Source organism: Chenggangzhangella methanolivorans, assembly GCF_042648545.1.
GTDB classification, from domain to species: Bacteria; Pseudomonadota; Alphaproteobacteria; order Rhizobiales; family Methylopilaceae; genus Methylopila; species Methylopila methanolivorans.
Genome location: NZ_JBHRXS010000005.1, coordinates 329,014 through 349,217, shown reverse-complemented (window position 1 = coordinate 349,217; position 20,204 = coordinate 329,014). Strand labels below are relative to the sequence as shown.

The 20,204-nt window shown below is 69.2% G+C and carries 19 protein-coding genes and 1 pseudogene; 10 read left to right on the top strand and 10 right to left on the bottom strand.

Annotation, left to right across the window (positions count from 1 at the left end):
* Window positions 1-6 precede the first annotated feature (6 nt).
* The 4 genes and pseudogenes from ACFOWB_RS11010 to sfnG all read right to left on the bottom strand — a co-directional run bounded on the left by ACFOWB_RS11010 (window position 7) and on the right by sfnG (window position 5,289).
* Entirely contained in the window at window positions 7-2,631 is a 2,625-nt protein-coding gene (locus ACFOWB_RS11010) for an ATP-binding protein (protein WP_261404889.1), read from the bottom strand.
* Window positions 2,632-2,708: 77 nt separating this feature from the next.
* Window positions 2,709-3,965: pseudogene (locus tag ACFOWB_RS11005) on the bottom strand (SfnB family sulfur acquisition oxidoreductase).
* A 26-nt stretch (window positions 3,966-3,991) separates the two neighbouring features.
* On the bottom strand, window positions 3,992-4,144 hold the full coding sequence (locus ACFOWB_RS11000) for a hypothetical protein (RefSeq protein ID WP_261404890.1): 153 nt from the start codon (window positions 4,142-4,144) through the stop codon (window positions 3,992-3,994).
* A gap of 32 nt (window positions 4,145-4,176) precedes the next feature.
* Entirely contained in the window at window positions 4,177-5,289 is a 1,113-nt protein-coding gene (gene sfnG, locus ACFOWB_RS10995; protein WP_261404891.1) for a dimethylsulfone monooxygenase SfnG, read from the bottom strand.
* Between the two features lie 346 nt (window positions 5,290-5,635).
* Between sfnG and ACFOWB_RS10990 the strand changes: the two genes are divergently transcribed.
* From ACFOWB_RS10990 to ACFOWB_RS10975, 4 genes are read left to right on the top strand one after another with little or no spacing between them, the layout of a single operon-like run.
* Window positions 5,636-6,061, top strand: coding sequence for a hypothetical protein (locus ACFOWB_RS10990; RefSeq protein ID WP_261404892.1), 426 nt, complete (start codon window positions 5,636-5,638; stop codon window positions 6,059-6,061).
* Window positions 6,058-7,077, top strand: a complete 1,020-nt coding sequence (gene exbB / locus ACFOWB_RS10985; protein ID WP_261404893.1) for a tonB-system energizer ExbB — start codon at window positions 6,058-6,060, stop codon at window positions 7,075-7,077. The genes ACFOWB_RS10990 and exbB overlap by 4 nt, the downstream gene beginning before the upstream one ends.
* Window positions 7,078-7,089: 12 nt before the next feature.
* Window positions 7,090-7,527 (top strand): TonB system transport protein ExbD, encoded by a 438-nt coding sequence (gene exbD / locus ACFOWB_RS10980; RefSeq protein WP_261404894.1) that lies wholly within the window; start codon window positions 7,090-7,092, stop codon window positions 7,525-7,527.
* 55 nt (window positions 7,528-7,582) lie between these two features.
* The gene (locus ACFOWB_RS10975) at window positions 7,583-8,452 is read left to right on the top strand and encodes a hypothetical protein (protein WP_378147247.1); all 870 of its coding nucleotides are present in this window, start codon (window positions 7,583-7,585) and stop codon (window positions 8,450-8,452) included.
* Window positions 8,453-8,500: 48 nt separating this feature from the next.
* Here the strand turns inward: ACFOWB_RS10975 and ACFOWB_RS10970 are convergent, their stop codons facing one another.
* Entirely contained in the window at window positions 8,501-8,863 is a 363-nt protein-coding gene (locus ACFOWB_RS10970; RefSeq protein ID WP_261404896.1) for a hypothetical protein, read from the bottom strand.
* A 156-nt stretch (window positions 8,864-9,019) separates the two neighbouring features.
* Between ACFOWB_RS10970 and ACFOWB_RS10965 the strand changes: the two genes are divergently transcribed.
* Window positions 9,020-9,208 carry a hypothetical protein gene (locus ACFOWB_RS10965; protein ID WP_261404897.1) on the top strand — a complete coding sequence of 63 codons (189 nt, stop codon included), beginning with the start codon at window positions 9,020-9,022 and terminating at the stop codon, window positions 9,206-9,208.
* 39 nt (window positions 9,209-9,247) lie between these two features.
* Here the strand turns inward: ACFOWB_RS10965 and ACFOWB_RS10960 are convergent, their stop codons facing one another.
* A complete protein-coding gene (locus ACFOWB_RS10960) occupies window positions 9,248-10,243 on the bottom strand; it encodes a 2-hydroxyacid dehydrogenase (protein WP_378147244.1) in 996 nt (331 codons plus the stop codon).
* Window positions 10,244-10,421: 178 nt separating this feature from the next.
* Between ACFOWB_RS10960 and ACFOWB_RS10955 the strand changes: the two genes are divergently transcribed.
* Window positions 10,422-10,982: an SH3 domain-containing protein gene (locus ACFOWB_RS10955; RefSeq protein ID WP_261404898.1), complete on the top strand. Its 561-nt coding sequence runs from the start codon at window positions 10,422-10,424 to the stop codon at window positions 10,980-10,982.
* Window positions 10,983-11,189: 207 nt separating this feature from the next.
* Here the strand turns inward: ACFOWB_RS10955 and ACFOWB_RS10950 are convergent, their stop codons facing one another.
* Window positions 11,190-11,747 (bottom strand): peroxiredoxin, encoded by a 558-nt coding sequence (locus tag ACFOWB_RS10950; protein ID WP_261404899.1) that lies wholly within the window; start codon window positions 11,745-11,747, stop codon window positions 11,190-11,192.
* Between the two features lie 369 nt (window positions 11,748-12,116).
* Window positions 12,117-12,608: a Fur family transcriptional regulator Irr gene (gene irr, locus ACFOWB_RS10945; protein ID WP_315855169.1), complete on the bottom strand. Its 492-nt coding sequence runs from the start codon at window positions 12,606-12,608 to the stop codon at window positions 12,117-12,119.
* A gap of 350 nt (window positions 12,609-12,958) precedes the next feature.
* On the opposite strand from irr, the gene fabA reads away from it, so the two are divergent.
* The 3 genes from fabA (at window position 12,959) to fabI (ending at window position 15,732) form a co-directional block, all read left to right on the top strand.
* On the top strand, window positions 12,959-13,480 hold the full coding sequence (gene fabA, locus ACFOWB_RS10940; protein WP_261404900.1) for a 3-hydroxyacyl-[acyl-carrier-protein] dehydratase FabA: 522 nt from the start codon (window positions 12,959-12,961) through the stop codon (window positions 13,478-13,480).
* A gap of 71 nt (window positions 13,481-13,551) precedes the next feature.
* Window positions 13,552-14,766, top strand: a complete 1,215-nt coding sequence (fabB, locus tag ACFOWB_RS10935) for a beta-ketoacyl-ACP synthase I (RefSeq protein WP_261404901.1) — start codon at window positions 13,552-13,554, stop codon at window positions 14,764-14,766.
* Between the two features lie 135 nt (window positions 14,767-14,901).
* Entirely contained in the window at window positions 14,902-15,732 is an 831-nt protein-coding gene (gene fabI / locus ACFOWB_RS10930) for an enoyl-ACP reductase FabI (RefSeq protein WP_378147239.1), read from the top strand.
* Between the two features lie 359 nt (window positions 15,733-16,091).
* Here the strand turns inward: fabI and ACFOWB_RS10925 are convergent, their stop codons facing one another.
* Both ACFOWB_RS10925 and ACFOWB_RS10920 read right to left on the bottom strand, forming a co-directional pair.
* Window positions 16,092-18,302 carry a xanthine dehydrogenase family protein molybdopterin-binding subunit gene (locus ACFOWB_RS10925; protein ID WP_261404902.1) on the bottom strand — a complete coding sequence of 737 codons (2,211 nt, stop codon included), beginning with the start codon at window positions 18,300-18,302 and terminating at the stop codon, window positions 16,092-16,094.
* 4 nt (window positions 18,303-18,306) lie between these two features.
* Window positions 18,307-18,777, bottom strand: a complete 471-nt coding sequence (locus ACFOWB_RS10920; RefSeq protein ID WP_378147237.1) for a (2Fe-2S)-binding protein — start codon at window positions 18,775-18,777, stop codon at window positions 18,307-18,309.
* A gap of 210 nt (window positions 18,778-18,987) precedes the next feature.
* Between ACFOWB_RS10920 and panE the strand changes: the two genes are divergently transcribed.
* Window positions 18,988-19,908 (top strand): 2-dehydropantoate 2-reductase, encoded by a 921-nt coding sequence (gene panE, locus ACFOWB_RS10915; RefSeq protein ID WP_261404904.1) that lies wholly within the window; start codon window positions 18,988-18,990, stop codon window positions 19,906-19,908.
* The last annotated feature ends 296 nt before the right edge of the window (window positions 19,909-20,204 follow it).

Here is a 20,204-nt window from a genome sequence, read left to right as displayed (position 1 = left end):
AGCCGCCTATCCCTTCGGCCGGCCCGGACGGTCGTCCAGCACGTCGCGCACGCGCACCGCGAGATCGGCGAAGGTGAAAGGCTTGGTGATAAGCTCGACGCCGGCGTCGAGTCTTCCGTGGTGCACGATGGCGTTGCGGGCGTAGCCGGTGGTGAACAGCACCTTCAGCCCCGGCCGCATCGCCCGGGCGCGCTCCGCAAGCTCCTGCCCGTTCATGCCGCCGGTTAGCACGACGTCGGTGAACAGCAGGTCCACCCGCCCCTCCTGCCGCTCCAGAAGCCGCAGCGCCGAGGCCGCGTCATAGGCCTCGAGCACGCGGTAGCCGAGCTCGCGCAGCGCGTCGACCGAGTACATCCGCACGTCGTCGTCGTCCTCGGTCACGAGGATCGTCTCGGCGCGCGACCCGTCGGGCACGACGCCGGAGACGGCGATCTCGGCCTCTTCGGGCGACTCGCCCATGAGCCGCGGCAGATAGATCTTCACCGTCGTGCCGACGCCCGGTTCGGAATAGATCGCGACGTGTCCGCCCGACTGCTTGACGAAGCCGTAGACCATCGAGAGGCCGAGGCCGGTGCCCTTGCCCACTTCCTTGGTGGTGAAGAACGGCTCGAAGGCGCGCTCGCGGGTGGCGCGCTCCATGCCGGAGCCGGTGTCCGACACCGCGATCACCACATACTGTCCGGGCTGCACTTCGGCGCGCTCGGCCGCATAGGCGTGGTCGAGATGGGCGTTCGAGGTCTCGATCGTCAGCTTGCCGCCTTCGGGCATCGCGTCGCGGGCGTTGACCGCGAGGTTGAGGATCGCGCTTTCGAGCTGGTTGGGATCGGCCTCGACGCGCCAGAGCCCGCCGCCCTGCACCGTCTCCAGATGAATGGTCTCGCCGAGCGTGCGGGTGAGGAGCTCGGCCATGCCGGTCACGAGCGAGTTCGCCATGACGGGCTGCGGCGCGAGCGGCTGGCGGCGTGCGAAGGCGAGGAGCCGCTGGGTCAGCGTCGCGGCGCGGTTGGCGCCGATCAGCGCGTTGTCGGCCGAGCGCCGCAGCCGGGCGGCGTCCTCGGGCAGGTTGCGCTGAAGGATCTCGAGATTGCCGACCACCACCTGCAAGAGATTGTTGAAGTCGTGCGCGACGCCGCCGGTAAGCTGGCCGAGCGCCTCCATCTTCTGCGCCTGCCGGAGCGCCTCGGCCATCTGCTCGCGCTCGGCGACCTCATGGGCGACGCGGGTCTCGAGCGTGTCGTTGAGCTCCCGCAGCGCGCCTTCGGCGCGTTTCAGGTCCTCGACGTCGGTGCAGGTGCCGTACCAGCGCGTGATGCGCCCGCCCGCGTCGCGCACGCACTGGGCGCGGCCGATCACCCAGCGATAGGCGCCGGTGCGATGCCGGAGCCGGTATTCGATGTGGTAGGGCTCGCCGGTCTCCAGGCAGCGCCGCCACAAGCCCCAGGCGCGCTCCTGGTCGTCGGGGTGGAACATGCCGTTCCACGCCTCGCCGTCGGTCGAGCCGTAGGGCACGCCCGTGAACTCGTACCAGCGGTCGTTGTAATAGTCGTGATAGCCGTCCGGCCGGGTCGACCAGATCATCTGGTCGATCGAGTTGGCGATCGCCTCGAAGCGGCGCTCGCTCTCCTGCGCGTTCCTGTCGGCGCGGGCGCGGGCGACCGCCGACCATGTGCGCTCCGCCGCCTCGTTGACGAGCGCGACGTCGTCGTCCGACCAGCGGCGCGGCTCGAGCGTGTGGACATAGAGCACCGCGACGCAGCGGCCGTCCTTCATCAGGGGCGCGGCGAGGTTGCCGACGGCGCCGAGCCCCCGAAACGCTTCGCTCGACAAGGGATGGTCGTCGACGTTCTCCATCCGGATCACGCGGCCGAGCTTCAGGTCGTCGGCGATCTCCTGCCCGAAGGCCAATAGGTCGTAGCGCCCGCCGAGGCCCGCCACCCCGGGCAGCGACCAGTCGCGGGTGACGGAGAAGGTCAGGCTGTCGTCGGCGATCTCGGCGTAGCCGGCGCGCGCCACGCCGAGACGCTCGCCGAGCAGCGCCGCCACCACCGCCTTGATGGTCTCGGGATCGCCGATCGCGCGGGTGCGGTCGCTGAGCTCAACCAGGAACTTCAGGCGGCGTTCGGCCAGCACCCGCTTCGTGGTCTCGCCGACGATGCACAGCACGCCCGCCACCGCGCCCGCCTCGTCGCGGATCGCCTGGTAGGAGATGTCGAAGAACACCTGCTCGACGCCAGACCCGCGCGAGAGCACGAACGGCCGGTCCTTGGCCGTGTAGGTCTCGCCGGTGGTCCGCACGCGCGACAGCAGCGGCTCGAGATCGTCCCAGAGCTCCGACCAGTAGTCGCGCGCCGGCCGGCCGAGCGCGTCCGGATGCTTGGAGCCGATCGTCGGCGCGTAGGCGTCGTTGTAGAGCGCGAGATAGTCGTCGCCCCAGAACAGCACCATCTGCGCCTGCGAGGGCAGCATGAAGCCGACGGTGGCCTTCAGGCTCGCCGACCATCCCGCGGCGGGCCCGAGCGGCGTGCCTCTCTCGTCGAGAGCGCGCATCGCGTCGGCGAGTTCGCCGCCGCTGGCGAGGAAGGCGAGACCCTCGGGCAGAACGCCTGTCGGGCCAATGTCGACGTCGGTCATGGGCGAAGGAAGCGTCGCATCTGCAGGACGCTCGTTTTAGCGCGCCTTTCGCGCCCGTCACCCCATTCCGGCGCGTCTCAGCTCCAGGCGTGGAGCGGCGGATTGACCCCGTTCAGCGCATAGTCGCCAAGGATCGCGTATTTCCAGCGGATCGGGTCGTGGAGCGTATGGACCCGGGCGTTGCGCCAGTGCCGGTCGAGATTGTGCTCGGCCAGCGTCGACCGGCTGCCGGCGAGCTCGAACAGCTTGTTGGCGGCCGCGATCGCGATCTCGGTCGACAGCACCTTCGCCTCGGCGGTCGCGACCTGCGCCTCGGCGACCGTGCGTTCGTTCGGCCGCGCGACCGCAGCGTCGATCAGGCGCCCGGCGCGGGCCTGCAGCGCCTGCGCGGCGTGAAGACGCAACGTCAGGTCCCCGACCGCCTGCTTCACGTAAGGATCCTGCCAGGCGTGCTCGAGGCCGCTGTCCGCCCAGGGCCGCGACTTGGTGCGCACGAACTGGATCGTCTCCTCGATCGCGCCGCGCGCGATTCCGACGTCGACCGCGACCTGGATGATCTGGAACACCGCCCCGTCGGCGCTCGGCCGCTGGTAGCCCTTGAAGCCGGGCACGAGATGGGTCTTCGGCACCTTGACGTTCTCGAGGATCACCGTGCCCGAGAGCGTCGTCTTCTGGCCGAACGACGACCAGTCGTCGATGACGGCGAGGCCCGACGCGTCGCGGTCGGCGATCGCGTACCAGGCGCGCCCCTCGACATCGAGCGCGACGATCGGGACGTAGTGGGCGAGCAGCGCGCCCGACGAATAGAACTTGCGGCCGTTCACGACGACATGGTCGCCATGGTCGGTGAAGCGCGTCTCGAACTCGGCGGCGCGCTTGGAGCCGAATTCGGAGAAGGCGTTGCCGAAGCGCGCGCCCTTCAGCGCCTCCTTGAACAGCAGACGCTGCTACGGCTCGTCCGAGACGGTGCGGATCGCCGCCAGCACGCCGAGATGGTTCTGGGCGATCTGGCCGATCGAGGAGTCCGCGGCCGAGATGATCTCGATGACCTCGGCGAGCGTCGCATAGGAGACCTCGGGCCCGCCGAACGCCTTCGGCACGTTGATCGACCAGAGGCCGCTCTGCGAGAAGCGGTCGAGCTCGGCCACGGGCCAGATCCGCAGCCGGTCGCGCTCGCCGGCGCCGACGCGGAACTCGGCCGCGAGCGTGGTCGCGATCGCGAGCGCCTCGGCGTCGTCCTTGACCACATAGGCGGGATGGCTCGGCCGCGGCGGTCCGGACACGCCGTTGCGCGCCTCGCGCACAAGGGTGAGGCGCGGCTTGTTCGGGCTCATGAGGCGAGGTTCCTAGGAGGGCGGCTTCAGCGGAACTCTTCGAGAGGGCTCAGCGCGGAGTCGAAGCGCTCCTCGTCCTCCCCGTCGAGTTCGTCCTGCGAGAGCGCGAACGCGTCCGGCTCGGAGAAGCGGAGGCCGGAAAACCAGCCGGCGATGGCGTCGATCAGATCTGCGGTCATGGCGAAGGGGCTCAACACAGGAAAACGCGACGTCAGGCGGCGGCGTGGACGGGGCGGCGGCGAGCTTCGAGCTCGCGCACCAGCGGAATGACTTCGCGTCCGAAGAACTCGACCTCCTCCTGGAAATGCAGGAAGCCGAGCAGCACGAGATCGACGCCCGCATCCTTCAGGTCGAGGATGCGGTCCGCGATCTGACGCGGCGTGCCGATCAGGTTGGACTTGAAGCCGTCATTGTATTGGACGAGGTCTTCGAAGCTGGATTTCGCCCAGTTGCCCTCGCCTTCGGGCGAGGCGGCGCCGGCGTTCTTGACCTCGTGGCCGAACGCCTTCACCGCGTCGGGATTGGCCTTCTCGACGATCTCGTCGACGACCGCGCGGGCCTCGGCCTCGGTCTCGCGGACGACCGCGAAGGCGTTCACGCCGATCTTGACGTAACGGCCGAGCTCGGCGGCCTTCCCCTGGATGTCGTCGACCTGACGAGCTACGTTCTCCGGCGTGTTGCCGTTGGTGAAGTACCAGTCGCTGACCCGCGCCGCCATGTCGCGCGCGGCGCGCGAGGAGCCGCCCTGGAAGATTTCGGGCAACGGATCGAGAGGCTTCGGCTTCAGCGAATAGTCGCGGTATCGGTAGAAGTCGCCGTTGAACGTGAAGCTGTCCTCGGTCCAGACGCCGCGCAGCGCCCGGATGAACTCCTCCGATCGCCGATAGCGCTCGTCATGGTCGAGCCAGGGCTCGCCGATCGCCGCGAACTCGCCCCGGAACCAGCCCGACACGACGTTGATCGCGATGCGCCCGCCGGTGAGCTGGCTGATCGTGGCGAGCTGCTTGCCGGCGAGCGTCGGGTTCCACGGGCCCGGCAGCAGCGCGGCGATGACCGTCAGCTTCTCGGTCGCGGCCGCCAGCGCATGGCTGAACGCGACCGACTCGTGCTGGAACTCGGCCCCGTAGCCGGCGGTGAAGCGGATCTGGGTGAGGGCGTAGTCGAACCCGGACCGTTCGGCGATCCGCGCAAGCTCGCGATTGTAGTCGATGTCCCAGCTGGTGCGCTGCTCGATGTCCGAGATGACGAGGCCGCCGGAGACGTTGGGAACCCAATAGGCGAATTTGACAGGCTCGTGCGGGCGGCGCGGGGGGCGTGCGGCCATGAGCTGCTCCTGAAACTGCTCGCCGGCTATGGCGGCCGACAATTCTTTTATTCGAGTGTTTTAGTAGACTGTCAAGCCGGAACGCTCCCTTCCGGCATGCGGCAGGGGGACGCGAACGAGCGCCACGGAGCCCGATCGGAAGACACGTTCGGAACCGGGAAGATTTCGCGACCCGGCCTCGAGTCCTCGAAACCCCGCCGCTCCCGCGCTTCTTATTCTCTTCTTATCCCTCGCCGCGCCGTGAATTTAGAGCGATTATCAATTGGGGGACCAACCCTTGATGTCTTGGCTCCTTGCCCCTATTCGCCTGTTGTCAATCCGATTGTCCGATCCTGAGGAGAGGTCGTTGTCGCCTTTCGTTTCCTCGCGCGCCGCGCTTTCCGCCCTTGCGGGCTTCGCCGCTCTGACGCTCGGCGTTCCGGCGACGGCGGCCTCCGGCGTGTCGGTCGAGCTCAACCGCCTCGAACCGAAGGACAGCGGCTGCCAGATCTCGATCGTGGTGGCGAACGCGGCCGACAAGGCGCTCGACAGCCTCAAGCTTGATCTCGTCTTCTTCGACAAGGACGGCGTGATCTCGCGGCGCCTCGCGGTCGAGGCCGGCCCGGTCCGCGCGTCCAAGACCAGCGTGAAGCTGTTCAACGCCGCCGAGACCAAGTGCGACGGCATCGGGCGCGTGCTGCTGAACGACGTCACCGCCTGCGGCGGGGCCGAGGACTGCCTCGCGGCGGTCTCGACCTCCTCGCGCGTCAAGGACGTGGAGTTCGCGAAGTGATCGACGTCCGCTCCCGCGCCGCGGCGCTCGCGCTGGCTCTCGCGCTCGCCGCGCCCCACGCCGTCGTCGCGCAGGAGCGGCCGGCGGCCCCCGCCGCCGCCCAGCAGCAGTCCCCGGCCCAGCCCGCCCAGGCGCTTCCGCCGGCCGAGGAGGTCCAGGCGACCGAACCCGGCAAGCCGGCGCCCGCGCAGCCGCAGGCCGCCCAGCCCGCCCCGGGCGCAGCCCCTGCGCCCGACTCCGGCCAGCCCGCGCCTGCGGACGCCGCGGACAGCGCGCCCGCCGGACCTTCGGCCCCGACCTTCGGCGGCGGCAAGATCCCGCATGACCTGACGCCCATGGGCATGTTCATGGCCGCCGACTGGGTGGTGAAGGCGGTGATGATCGGCCTCGCCTTCGCGTCGGTCGTCACCTGGACGGTCTGGCTCGCCAAGTCGCTCGAGCTCGCCGCCGCCTCGCAGAAGGCCAAGCGCGGGCTCAGGGCGCTCGCCGCCTCCCGCAGCCTGGAGGACGCCCGCCGCGCGCTCGGCGCCCGCAAGGGCGGCGGCCCGGTCGCGGCCTTCGTCAACGCCGCCGACGCGGAGCTGACCTATTCGGAGGACGCGATGTCGGCCGAGGGCGTGAAGGAGCGCGTCGCCTCGCATCTGTCGCGCCTCGAGGCGCAGGCCGGCCGCCGCCTCGCGATCGGCACCGGCGTGCTCGCCACCATCGGCTCGACCGCGCCCTTCGTCGGCCTGTTCGGCACGGTCTGGGGCATCATGAACTCGTTCATCGGCATCTCGAACGCCCAGACCACGAACCTCGCGGTCGTCGCGCCCGGCATCGCCGAAGCGCTGCTCGCGACCGCCATCGGCCTCGTGGCCGCGATCCCGGCGGTCATCATCTACAACGTGTTCGCGCGCGCGATCTCGGCCCACCGGGCGCTGCTCGGCGACGCCGCCGCGGCCGTCCTGCGGATCGTGAGCCGCGACCTCGACCGGGCGGCGATGGGCCACGGCGTCCGCCGCGCGGCCGAATAAGGCAGGCGTTCCATGGCCGCGAAGCTCGACCAGTCCGGCGGGGACGACCTCGTCGAAACCCACGAGATCAACGTCACGCCGTTCATCGACGTGATCCTCGTGCTGCTCATCATCTTCATGGTGGCGGCGCCGCTCGCGACCGTGGACGTCGGCGTCGACCTGCCGGCCTCGAGCGCCAAGCGCCAGCCGCGGCCCGACAAGCCGGTCTATCTGACGATCCAGCAGGACCTGAAGCTCGCGGTCGGCAACCAGGTGTTCGACAGGCCCGCGCTCGGCCGCGCGATCGCCTCCGCCACGCAGGGCGACAAAGAGCAGCGCATCTTTCTGCGCGCCGACAAGCGCGTGCCCTATGGCGAACTGATGGAGGTGATGAACGACCTCCGCAACGCCGGCTATCTCAAGGTCGCGCTGGTCGCGCTCGAGGCCGTGGGCTCGAATGGCGGCCGTTGACGCGCTGAGCCTCCAGGACCAGGAGTCCTCGGCGAGCTCGGCAAGGCGTTGGGCTATGGGCGTGGCGTTTGCGGCCGCGGTCCATGGCGCGGCCTATGTCTATCTGAACAACGCGCCTGCGCCGGTCGGCTTCGAGTCGCAGGCGCCGATCGAACTCGACATGCTGCCGCCGCCCTCGGGCGCCGCGCAGATGGACGAGGCCGGCGCGAACGCGACCTCGGAAGCCGCTCCGGAAGAGACGCCCGAGGAGCAGGCGCTCGACGAGCTCGACCCCGTTGAGCCGGACGAGACCACGCCCCCCGACGAGACCGAGGTGACGGCCGAGGAAGCGCCGCCCGAGGAGCTCGAAGCCGTCGAGCAGGTTCCCGAGGTCACCGAGGTTCCGCCCGACGTCGCGGCCGTTCCCCCGGACGTCGAGCCGGTCGTCACCCTGCCGCCGCCCGAAACGGTGGTGGCGCAGGAGGAGCCCGTCGAGCCGAAGCCGACGCCCAAGCCCGTCGCCAAGAAGCCCGACCCGAAGCCGACCCCGAAGCGTGAGCAGCCGCGCCCGAAGCCCGTGCGCGAAGCCGCCAAGCCCGCCGAGCGTCCGGAGCCCGCGCGTCCCTCGCAGCAGGCGGGCGGGCGCAGCGGCGCGTCGTCGAACGCCGGCGCGGCGCGGGCCGCCGCCTCCGTCTACGCCGGCCGCGTGCGCGCGGCTGTCGCGGCGCAGAAGCGCTCGGGCGTCAATTTCTCGGGCCGGGTCATCGTGTCGTTCACGGTTTCGCGCAGCGGCGCGGTGTCGGGCGTTTCGGCGTCGGGCGGCGGCGCGGCCGCGGCGGAGGCCGCCGCCATGGTGCGCCGCGCCGGAATCCCGGCCATGCCGTCCGACATGACCCAATCGTCGGCGCGCTACTCGCTGCCGATCACCTTTACGGCCGGCCGCTGATCGCAGGGGCCGCCGGCGGCGGGCCCGGCTTCACGCCGCGGGCGCGCCTCAGCGCGTCCAGACGAAGGCGCCGGTCCGGCGCATGACGCGGATCGCCCCGCCCTCGCCGCGGATCGCCACATAGCAGCTTTCGCGCTTGGCCTGGCCGAGCGTCATGCAGAAGCCCTCGTCGTCGAGACGCCAGGAGCCTTCGCCGGCCGCGCCGGCTCGTCCGCCCGTGCGAACGAGCGTGCCGTCGTTGCGGAAAGTGAGTTCGGACTTGCCGCCGCGCGGCCCGACCGTCGTCACCGCGCGGCCGTCGAGCCAGTCGCGCTTGAGGGATTGGGGCGACACGAGCTCCATGGCCATGGCGGCCTGCCCGCATATGCCGAAACCAAACACCGCTGCTGCTGCCGCAAGACGACGCCGCATGGCGACCTCCTCATGATTGAGTTCGCTTAATGTTCTCTTCTTGTTCGGATTTGTCCAGAGAAAATTCGCGTGATGGCTGACGACCGACGCGGAACGCCCGCGGCGAGGTTGCGTTCAGTCCAGACACACGGGAGGCGGGCGATGAAAAACCCTTGGATGAGCATGTGGTTGAGCGCCGCGAACGCATGGAGCGGCGCGGCGCGCGGCGCGATGGCGGCCGAAATGCAGCGTCAGCAGTCGCAGATGAGGGCCGAGGCCACCCGCCAGATGACGACGCTCTGGTTTCCGGGCGCGGCCAAGCAGACGCGCGCTCCGGCGCGCTCGCGACGGGCCCGCAGGAAATGAGGGCCGGGCCAAGCCGCTAAAGCCCGGCCGCCAAGGCCCTCAGAGCATAGAGGGCAGGACGCGGTCCGGCGGACGGTGGCCGTCCATGAAGGTCTTGATGTTGACGATGACCTTTTCGCCCATGTCGACGCGGCCCTCGATGGTCGCGCTGCCGAGATGCGGCAGCAGCACCACCTTGTTCTGGCGGGCGAGCCGCACAAGCTTGGGGTTCACCGCAGGTTCGTTCTCGAACACGTCGAGCGCCGCGCCGGCGAGCTCCCCGGCCTCGAGCATGCGGGCGAGCGCGCCCTCGTCCACCACTTCGCCGCGGGCGGTGTTCACCACATAGGCGTCGCGCTTCAGGAGCTTCAGGCGGCGCGCGGACAGCAGGTGATAGGTCGCGGGCGTGTGCGGGCAGTTGACCGATACGATGTCCATGCGGGCCAGCATCTGGTCGAGGCTCTCCCAATAGGTCGCCTCGAGCTGGTCCTCGACGGTCGACGGAAGCCTCTTTCGATTGTGATAGTGGATCGACAGGCCGAAGGCCTTGGCGCGGCGCGCCACCGCCTGACCGATGCGGCCCATGCCGACGATGCCGAGGCGCTTGCCCCAGATTCGGCGGCCGAGCATCCAGGTCGGGCTCCAGCCGTTCCACTCGTGCTCGTCCGGCACCACGCGGGCGCCCTCGGCGATGCGGCGCGGGCCGGCGAGGATGAGCCCCATGGTCATGTCGGCGGTGTCCTCGGTGAGGACGCCGGGGGTGTTGGTGACCGTGACGCCGCGGTTCAGCGCGGTCTCGACGTCGATGTTGTCGACGCCGTTGCCGAAATTCGCGATCAGCTTGAGGTTCTCGCCGGCCTTGGCCAGCAGCGCGGCGTCGATGCGGTCGGTGACCGTGGGGACGAGCACGTCGGCCTCGGCGACCGCCTGGGCGAGCCGCTCGGCCGTGAAGGGTTCGTCGTCATGGTTGAGCCGCGCGTCGAACAGCTCGCGCATGCGCGTCTCGATCACGTCCGGGAGACGGCGCGTCACGACGACAAGCGGGCGCTTTTTCATGAGCCTTGCGACCTCTTTTTCAGGCGAGCCGGCGGTTACGGTTAATCCCTCGTCAACGCGCAAGAGAGATGCTCACGCGAAGATCCTTCGGCCGAGCCGCCGAACGGGTCCGGGCCGTCTCTAGCAGACGAGAGGCGGAACGCAATACGGCGACGAAAGATGGAGCCTCGAAGGCGCGATGACCACTAGCATTCTGTCCCGCCTCGCGCTCGGCGTCGTGGGGCTCGCGCTCGCCGCGGTTCTCGTCGCGCCTGAGGCCGCGAACGCGCAGGCCGCCAAGGAGGGCGAGGCCGGCGTGATGATCGGTCCGGTCTCGGGCCTGCCGGTGCCGCGCTACGTCAGCCTGAAGGCCGGCAAGGTCTACGTTCGGCTCGGGCCGACCAAGGATTATCCGGTCGCCTATGTGTATCGCCGCGCCGGCGAGCCGGTGGAGATCACCGCCGAATACGACAACTGGCGCCGCATCCGCGACTCGGAAGGCTCGGAAGGCTGGGTGTGGCACTCGCTGCTCTCGGGCCGGCGCACCGGCCTCGTCGCGCCCTGGGCCAAGGAGGCCGCGCTGCCGATCCGCGTGAAGGCGTCCGCCGCCGAGCGCACCTCCGCGCGGCTCGAGCCCAAGGTGCTGGTCGAGGTGCGCCGCTGCGACGGCCAGTGGTGCCGCGTCGAGGGCGACGGCTTCGACGGCTTCATCGAGCAGGAGCGCCTCTGGGGCGTCTATCCGGGCGAGCGCTTCGACTGAGGACGCGGGCCGTCATCCCGGACGGCCGACGCTCGAGCCGGATCGCGCGCGAAATGGCGCGGCGGAAACGCAACGGGTCATCCCGGCCTTGAGCCGGGATCCAGAACCACGGGCGAGACGAGAACTGAGCGCGGTCGGCGTTTCTGGATCCCGGCTCCTCGGCCGGGATGACGGCTCAGCTTCGCGTGACCAAAACCCGCCCTTGTCTCAGCCGTTGGCCTTCAGCCATTCGAGCGTCTGCGCCGCGCTCTCGTTGGGCGGGAACACCGGATAGAGCGCGGCCTCCACGACCCCGTCCTTGAGAATCAGCGTCACGCGCTTCGTCAGCGTGCGGCCTTCGACCTCGAAGGTCGGCAGGCCCAGCGCGTTCGTGAAGTCGAGATCCTCGTCGCTCAGCACCTCGAACGGCAGGTGAAGCCGCTCCGACAGCTCCTTCTGGATCGCGGGCGACTGAGTCGAGAGGCCGAACACGGAGGCGCCCAGCGCCTTGAGCTCGGCGTGGTGGTCGCGAAACGAGCAGGTCTGCGGCGTGCAGCCGCGCGCGCCGGGAATGGCGTCCCAGCCGTCGGGCAGAGGTTCGCCCGGCACGCCCGTGGCCGGATAGCAATAGAGCACCGCGCGGCCCGCCGGCAGCGCCGAGAGATCGACGCGCCGGCCGGCCGTCGAGGCCAGCGCCGTCTTAGGAACGGTCGTTCCGGGCAGGTGGTCGCAGCCGCCGTCGTCGACGGGGCGCGGCAGGTCGGCGGGAAGATCGGCGAAGCTCATCGGCGAGGCCCTGTGCAGGTGGCGTCGCCCGCGAGCGTGCCTCCGGCGGGCGATCGAAACCAGCGCATTCTCGTGATGGATTTCGCGAAGGAAACGGATGCCCGCCGGTGTGGGATGGCGCGCCGGGGGTATCGATGGGCCGCCCCATCCGCCCGCCAGAACCACTCCCGTCATCCGGGCCTGACCCGGGATCCAGAACCGAAACGACGTATCCCGCCTGGCGACGGCGTCGGTTCTGGATCCCGGCTCTTCGGCCGGGATGACGGGCGGAGGTTCGCGCGCGTCAGGGCCAGCGCGTCATTCCAACGAAAAAGGCCGCCGTGTCGTCCACGGCGGCCTTTCGAAATCAGGCTGAAACCGAAGATCGGATCAGGAGAGCGCCGTCTTTCGGCGCAGGCGCACCACGACGTCGACGCGGGCGACCTCCATCCCTTCCGGAATCTCGGGGATCGCGGTGACGGCGACGGCCGCGCCCGGAATGTCGAGCAGGCGGTTGTCGTCCTCGACCAGGAAATGGTGATGCTCGGTGACGTTGGTGTCGAACCAGGTCTTCGAGCCGTCGATCGCGAGCTCGCGCAGCAGCCCGACCTCGGTGAACTGGTGCAGCGTGTTATAGACGGTCGCGAGCGAGACCGGCACGCGGGCGCGCATCGCCTCCTCGTGCAGGATTTCAGCGGTCACGTGGCGGTCGCCCTTGGCGTAGAGCAGCCGGCCGAGCGCGATGCGCTGACGGGTGGGGCGCAGCCCCGAGTCGCGAAGCATCGCGCCGACGTCGCGGGCGACGCAGAGCGAAGGGCGCAAGCCGCAGTCGAGCGGCCTTTCAGCCCCGGCGGTCGCGGCGGTGGTCGTCGTTTCGGCCATCGTCGGAATCTCTTCGTCTTTCTGGAACAGTTACAAAGAAACGCCCAATCATCTCAGGCGCTTGGAGCTTTTGCGACAGTCGCCGCGCCGGCTCCGCTTAATCGCCTGTAGAATACATTTTTGCGGCGCCACGAGCAACTCAGCCGGGAAGCCGGCGGACGAAACGCCGCGCGCCCGGGGGACAAAGCGGGTTTCGCGCTCGGCAAGGCGCGGCGCGGCCGCGCCTTGCCGAGCGGCCTTCCCGGCGCTCGCGCTTGTGTGCTAGGGAGGCGCCGGCGCAAGACCCCCTTAGGCCCGCTGCGGCTCCTTGGGATACGCGCCCGCCTGCGACGGAAAGATGAAAGGCCGACATGACTGACCGGCAGTCGAGCTTCGACTATGAGGACCTGCTCGCCTGCGGGCGGGGCGAGCTGTTCGGCGCAGGGAACGCGCAGCTTCCGCTGCCGCCCATGCTGATGTTCGACCGCATCTCCGAGATTTCCGAGACCGGCGGCCCGCACGGCAAGGGCTTCGTGCGCGCCGAGCTCGACGTGAAGCCGGACCTCTGGTTCTTCGACTGCCACTTCAAGGGTGACCCCGTGATGCCGGGCTGCCTCGGCCTCGACGCGCTGTGGCAGATGACCGGCTTCTTCCTCGGCTGGCTCGGCGCGGAAGGCCGCGGCCGCGCGCTCGGCACGGGCGAGATCAAGTTCACCGGCCAGGTGCTTCCGACCGTGAAGAAGGTGGTCTACGGCGTCGATTTCAAGCGCGTGCTGCGCGGGCGCCTCGTTCTAGGCATCGCGGACGGCTGGCTGGAAGCCGACGGCGAGACCATCTATCGGGCGAGCGACCTGAAGGTCGGGCTGTTCAAGGCCGGCTCCGCCCCGGCTTAAAGTCAACGATCGGACGGACCAGGCGCCGCCTTGAAAGGACGAGCGCCGGCCGCCGAAGGGAGGCAATCCACGTGAGACGCGTCGTCGTCACCGGCATGGGCATCGTGTCGTCCATCGGGAACTCGACCCAGGAGGTGCTCGCCTCCCTGCGCGAGGCCAAATCCGGCATCACCCATGCCGAACAGTTCGCCGCCCATGGCTTCAAGTGCCAGGTTCAGGGCGCGCCCTCGCTCGAAGCTTCGGAGATCGTCGACCGCCGCGCCATGCGCTTCCACGGCGGCGGCACGGGCTGGAACCATGTCGCGATGGATCAGGCGATCCGCGACTCGGGCCTCGAAGAGAGCGACATCTCCAACGAGATGACCGGCATCGTGATGGGGTCCGGCGGCCCCTCGACCCGCGTGGTCGTCGAAGCCGCGGACATCACCCGCGAAAAAGGCGGCCCGAAGCGCATTGGCCCGTTCGCGGTGCCGAAGGCGATGTCCTCGACGGCCTCGGCGACGCTCGCCACCTGGTTCAAGATCAAGGGCGCGAACTATTCGATTTCGTCGGCCTGCGCGACCTCGAGCCATTGCATCGGCAACGCCGCCGAGATGATCCAGTGGGGCAAGCAGGACGTGATGTTCGCCGGCGGCTGCGAGGAGCTGGACTGGACGCTGTCCAACCTCTTCGACGCCATGGGCGCCATGTCGACCAAGTACAACGACCGTCCGGCGGTCGCCTCGCGCGCCTATGACAAGAACCGCGACGGCTTCGTCATCGCCGGCGGCGCGGGCGTGCTGGTGCTCGAGGAATATGAGCGCGCCAAGGCCCGCGGCGCCAAGATCTACGCCGAGCTCACCGGCTACGGCGCGACCTCGGACGGCTACGACATGGTGGCCCCGTCCGGCGAGGGCGCGGTGCGCTGCATGAAGATGGCGATGAAGACCGCCCGCGAGCCGATCGCCTACGTCAATCCGCACGCGACCTCGACCCCGGTCGGCGACCTCAAGGAGGTCGAGGCTCTCCGCGCGGTGTTCGGCGACAAGTGCCCGCCGATCTCCGGCACCAAGTCGCTCACCGGCCATTCGCTGGGCGCCGCGGGCGTGCAGGAAGCGATCTACTCGCTGCTGATGATGCAGAACGGCTTCATGGCCGAGAGCGCCAACATCGAGGAGCTCGACCCCGAATTCGCCGACATGCCGATCCTGCGCGAGCGCAAGGACAATGTCAGCCTCGACGCCGTGATGTCGAACTCGTTCGGCTTCGGCGGCACCAACGCCACGCTGGTGTTCGAACGCGTTTGACCCCGACACGTCATCCCGGACGGCCGTCAGGCCGATCCGGGATCGTCATCGGAAAGAGGCGCCTGATCCGGAACACGATCCCGGCTCTGCGCTTCGCTTCGGCCGGGATGACGGCTGACCAACAGGAGTGACCCCATGGTCGCCGGACTTCTCAAGGGCAAGCGCGCCCTCGTCATGGGCGTCGCCAACGACCACTCGATCGCCTGGGGCTGCGCCAAGGCGCTCAGCGAAGCCGGCTGCGAGCTCGCCTTCACCTATCAGGTCGAGGCGCTGGGCAAGCGCGTGCGTCCGCTCGCCGAGAGCCTCGGCTCCGACATCGTGCTGCCCTGCGACGTCGAGGATCTCGCCTCCGTGGACGCGGTGTTCGCGGCGCTGAAGGAGCGCTGGGGCGGGATCGACATCCTGATCCACAGCGTGGGCTTCTCGAACAAGAACGAGCTCAAGGGCCGCTACGCCGACACGACCCGCGAGAACTTCTCCCGCACCATGGTGATCTCGGCCTTCAGCTTCACCGAGCTCGCCAAGCGCGCCGCCGAGATGATGCCGGCGGGCGGCGCGATGCTGACGCTGACCTATGGCGGCGCGACCCGCGTCATGCCGAACTACAACGTCATGGGCGTCGCCAAGGCCGCGCTCGAGGCGAGCGTGCGCTATCTCGCAGCCGACTTCGGGCCGCAGGGCATTCGCGTCAACGCGATCTCGGCGGGTCCGGTGCGGACGCTCGCGGGCGCCGGCATCACCGACGCGCGGCTGATGTACGACTTCCAGCGCCGCCATTCGCCGATGCGGCGCGCCGTCACCATCGAGGACGTCGGCGGGGCCGCGCTCTACCTGCTGTCGCCGCTGTCGGCGGGCGTGACCGGCGAGATCCACTTCGTGGATTCCGGCTACAACATCATCTCGATGCCGAACCCGCAGAGCCTCAAGACGATCGACGCGGCCGAGGCGAAGGCCGAAGAGAGCTGAGGCTTGCTCAGTCGAACTGCGTGCTTCGAGACGCCGTCCTTTGGACGGCTCCTCAGCATGAGGTTCGTTGAGGGTCGCACAAACCGTCCTCATGCTGAGGAGTCGTGTGCAACACGGCGTCTCGAAGCACGCAGTTCGCCTCCGCCGGAGCAACTCCATCTCATCAGGATAAGACTCGTCATGCCCCGGCTTGTCCGGGGCATCCACGGTTCCGCAGCGCCGCGCTCCGGCACGATCGGTGGATGCCCCGGACAAGCCGGGGCATGACGACTGAGGATGTGGGAGGCGACCGTCGCCCCAAGAAAAAGGCCCCGCGGGCGAACCCGCGGGGCCTTTTCGTTCGTCTCCGGAAAGCGCCTTCAGACGCTCTGGAACTTCTGCTCGCCGAGCGGCAGATCGCGAATGCGCTTGCCCGTCGCGGCGAAGATCGCGTTGGCGAGCGCCGGCGCGATCGGGGGCACGCCCGGCTCGCCGATGCCCGTCGGGTTCGCGGTCGAGGGCACCGTGTAGACCTCCACGTGAGGCATGTCGGAGATGCGCAGCGGCTTGTAGGTGTCGAAGTTGCCCTGCTGCACCTCTCCGCCTTTGAGCGTGATGGCGTTGCGCAGCGCCGCCCCCAGCCCGAAGCCGACGCCGCCCTCGACCTGGGCGCGCACGACGTCCGGGTTGATGACCGTGCCGACTTCGGCCGCCGCCACCACGCGGTCGACCTTCACGCCGCCGTCCGGCTTGATGGTGATGTCCACCACCTGGGCCACCACCGAGTTGAAGCTCTCGTGCACCGCGACGCCGCGGCCGCGGCCTTTAGCCAGCTTCTCGCCCCAACCCGCCTTCTCGGCCGCGAGCTTGAGCGCCGCAAGGTGGCGCGGCTTATCCTTGAGCAGCGCCATCCGGTACTCGACCGGGTCCTTGCCGGCGGCGTGCGCAAGCTCGTCGATCATGGTCTCGACGACATGGGCGGTGTGGGTGTGGCCGACCGACCGCCACCACAGCACCGGCACGCCGACTTTGAGCGTCGTGAGCTCGACCTGCAGGCTCGGCACCGCGTAAGCGAGGTTGGAGACGCCCTCCACGGAGGTCTCGTCGACCCCGTCCTTCACCGCCATGGCCTCGAGCGCCGTGCCGGCGAAGATCGACTGGCCGGCGATGCGATGGAGCCAGGCGACCGGCATCCCGTCCTTGTCGAGCGCGGCCTTGACCTTGTGGGCGTAGAACGGCCGGTAGTAGCCGCCCTTGGTGTCGTCCTCGCGGGTCCAGACCAGCTTGACGGGATTCGAGCCCTCGATCGCCTTGGCGATCATCACGGCCTCGGCGACGTAGTCCGCGGTCGGCACCGCGCGGCGGCCGAACGAGCCGCCGGCCCACACCGTCTCGATCGTGACCTGCTCGGGCTTCAGGCCCGTGATGGCCGCGACCGTCGGCTGGTCGATCGACTGGAACTGCGCGCCGTAGATCAGGTGCGCGGAGTCCTTCTTGAGGTCGACGACGCAGTTCAGCGGCTCCATCGGAGCGTGCGCCAGATAGGGGAAGGTGAACTCGGCCTCGATAACCTTGGCCGCGCCCTCAAAGCCCTTGTCGACGTCGCCGGTCTTCTTGGCGGTCGCCGTTCCGGGCTTCGACACCGCGTCCCTGGCCATGGCGAGGAAGTCCTCCGAGCCGCGGCTCTCGGCCCCGGCGTCGTCCCACTCCACTTTCAGCGCGTTGCGGCCCGAGATCGCCGCCCAGGTGCTCTTGGCGAGCACCGCGACGCCCTGCGGGATCTGCACGATTTTCTCGACGCCCTTGACCTTCTTGGCTTCAGCGTCGTCGAACGACTTCACCTTCCCGCCGAACTTCGGCGGATGGGCCACGACCGCGACCAGCATGTTCGGGAGCTTCACGTCCTGCGTGTAGATCGCCGTGCCGTCGGTCTTGGAGTCGTTGTCGATCCGGTGCAGCCCCTCCTTGCCGATGAGCTTGAACTTCGACGGATCCTTGAACGGCGTCTGCTGGGCCGAGCCGACCGGCGCGGGCAGCTTGGAGGCCGCCTCGGCGAACTCGCCGTACGTCCCCTTCTTGCCCGACGGGTGGGTGAGCACGCCCTTGTCGACGACGATCTCGCCTTGAGCGACCTGCCATTTGTCGGCGGCCGCCTTCACGAGCATCGCGCGCGCCGTGGCGCCGGCCGTGCGGTACTGCTCCCAGGAATTCGCCATGGCGGTCGAGCCGCCGGTGCCCTGCGCCTTGAAGGCGAGGTTGGCGTAGAGGTTGGCGTTCGCCGGCGCGAACTCGGTGCGCATCTGGCTCCAGTCGGCGTCCATCTCCTCGGCGATGAGGGTCGCGAGGCCCGTGGTCGGCCCCTGCCCCATGTCGAGATGCTTCACCACGACGGTGATGGCGCCGTTCGGCGAGACCTTCACGAACGGGTTGAACTCGAGCGCCGCGCCCTTGGCGGCTTCGGTCGCAGCCTCGGCCGGACCGGCCTTGAAGCCGATCATGAGGCCGACGCCGGCGCCGCCCGCGATCGCGAGGAAGCCGCGGCGGCTGGTGGAGACGGGCTGTCCGCCCGAAATGCGTTCTTGGATGGTCATGGGATCACGCCTCCAGCCGCTTGGCGGCGTCATGGATCGCGGCGCGGATGCGCTGATAGGTGGCGCAGCGGCAGACATTGCCGTTCATCGCCGCGTCGATGTCCTTGTCGTTCGGCTTCTTGTTGGAGGTCAGCAGCGCCGCCGCCGACATCATCTGGCCGGACTGGCAATAGCCGCACTGCACGACGTCGAGCGCGCGCCAGGCGGCCTGCACGGCCTTGCCTTCCTTCGACGCGTTCTCCGCCACGAGGCCCTCGATGGTCACGACCTTCGAGTCCGCCACGTCGCCGACCGGCGTCTGGCAGGCCCGCATCGGCGAGCCGTCGAGATGGATGGTGCAGGCGCCGCACTGCGCGACGCCGCAGCCGAACTTGGTGCCGGTCAGTCCGAGCTCGTCGCGGAGAACCCACAGAAGCGGCGTGTCTTCGGGCACGTCGACGTCACGGTCGACGCCGTTGATGTTGAGCTTGATCATGTCGTCTCCCTCAGGCCCATCGGCCAAGGCGCAAGCCGCCCTCATCAGGTGCGGCTTCGGATGCTGCGGATGCTAACGCGCCATTTGGAGCCGTTCCAGACACGAAGCCTTGCGCGAGCGCAAAGCCCGGCCGACAGGACGACACCTTGAATGCGCGGCGGGGCGCGCAGGTATGTGCTGCGGACCCGCAAACGAAGGATCTTTTGATCGATGCGACTGCTTATGCTCGGCGCCGGCGGAATCGGCGGATACTTCGGGGCGCGGCTCGCGGCGGCGGGCGTCGACGTGACGTTCCTCGTGCGGCCCGCCCGCGCGGAGAAACTTGCGGCCGGAGGCCTGAGGGTCGTCAGCCCGAAGGGCGACGTCACGCTCGCCGTGAAGACGATCACCCGAGCGACCGAGCCCTTCGACGTCGTGCTGCTGTCCTGCAAGGCCTACGACCTCGACAGCGCGGTCGACGCCGTCGCCCCGGCGGTCGGGCCAAGCTCTTTCGTGATGCCGCTCTTGAACGGCGCCCGCCACTACGCCGCGCTCGACGAGCGTTTCGGCGCGGAGCGCATTCTGGGCGGGCTCGCCCACATCCCGGTGACGCTCGATCCCGATGGCGCCGTCCGACATCTCGGCGCGCTGCAGCGCTTCACCTTCGGCGCGCGCTCGGACGCGCAGAAGCCCGTGTGCGAGACGCTGTTTCAGGACATCCGGCGCGGCGGCTTCGAGGCGATCCTGTCCGAAAACATCGAGCAGGCGATGTGGGAGAAATACACGCTGCTCGCGGCTTACGCCGGCCTCACCTGCCTGATGCGCGCGCCCGTCGGCGCGATCATGACGGCCGACGACGGCGAAGCGATCGCCAACGCCTTCCTGGCCGAATGCGCCGCGGTCGCCGCGGCCGAAGGATTTGCGCCGAGCGAGGCGGCGCTCGCCGAAGCGCGGACGCTGATGACCACGCGCGGCTCGTCGGGCACGGCCTCGATGCTGCGCGACCTCGAAGGCGGCGGACGCACCGAGCACGACCACATCCTCGGCGACATGCTGGCGAGGGCCCGGAGCCAAGGGATCGCTGCCCCGATGCTCGCCGTCGCCTATGCGCACATGCAGGCGCACGAGGCGCGACGGACCGCGAAGGGCTAAGGCCGCGGACGCCCGCGAGACCACCGACAGCATGCGCGGGACACATAGACCGTCATCCCGGGCTTGACCCGGGATCCAGAACCGACGCCAATGCGAATGATCGGCCAATGCCCTCGGTTCTGGATCCCGGCTCTTCGGCCGGGATGACGGGCGGTGGGTCCGGCGCTTCAGGGCGAGCGGGCTGAGACGACTGACAGTACGCGCGGGACACGCAAACCGTCATCCCGGGCCTGACCCGGGATCCAGAACCGACGCCGCCGCCAAATTTGGAAAGGCCGTCGGTTCTGGATCCCGGC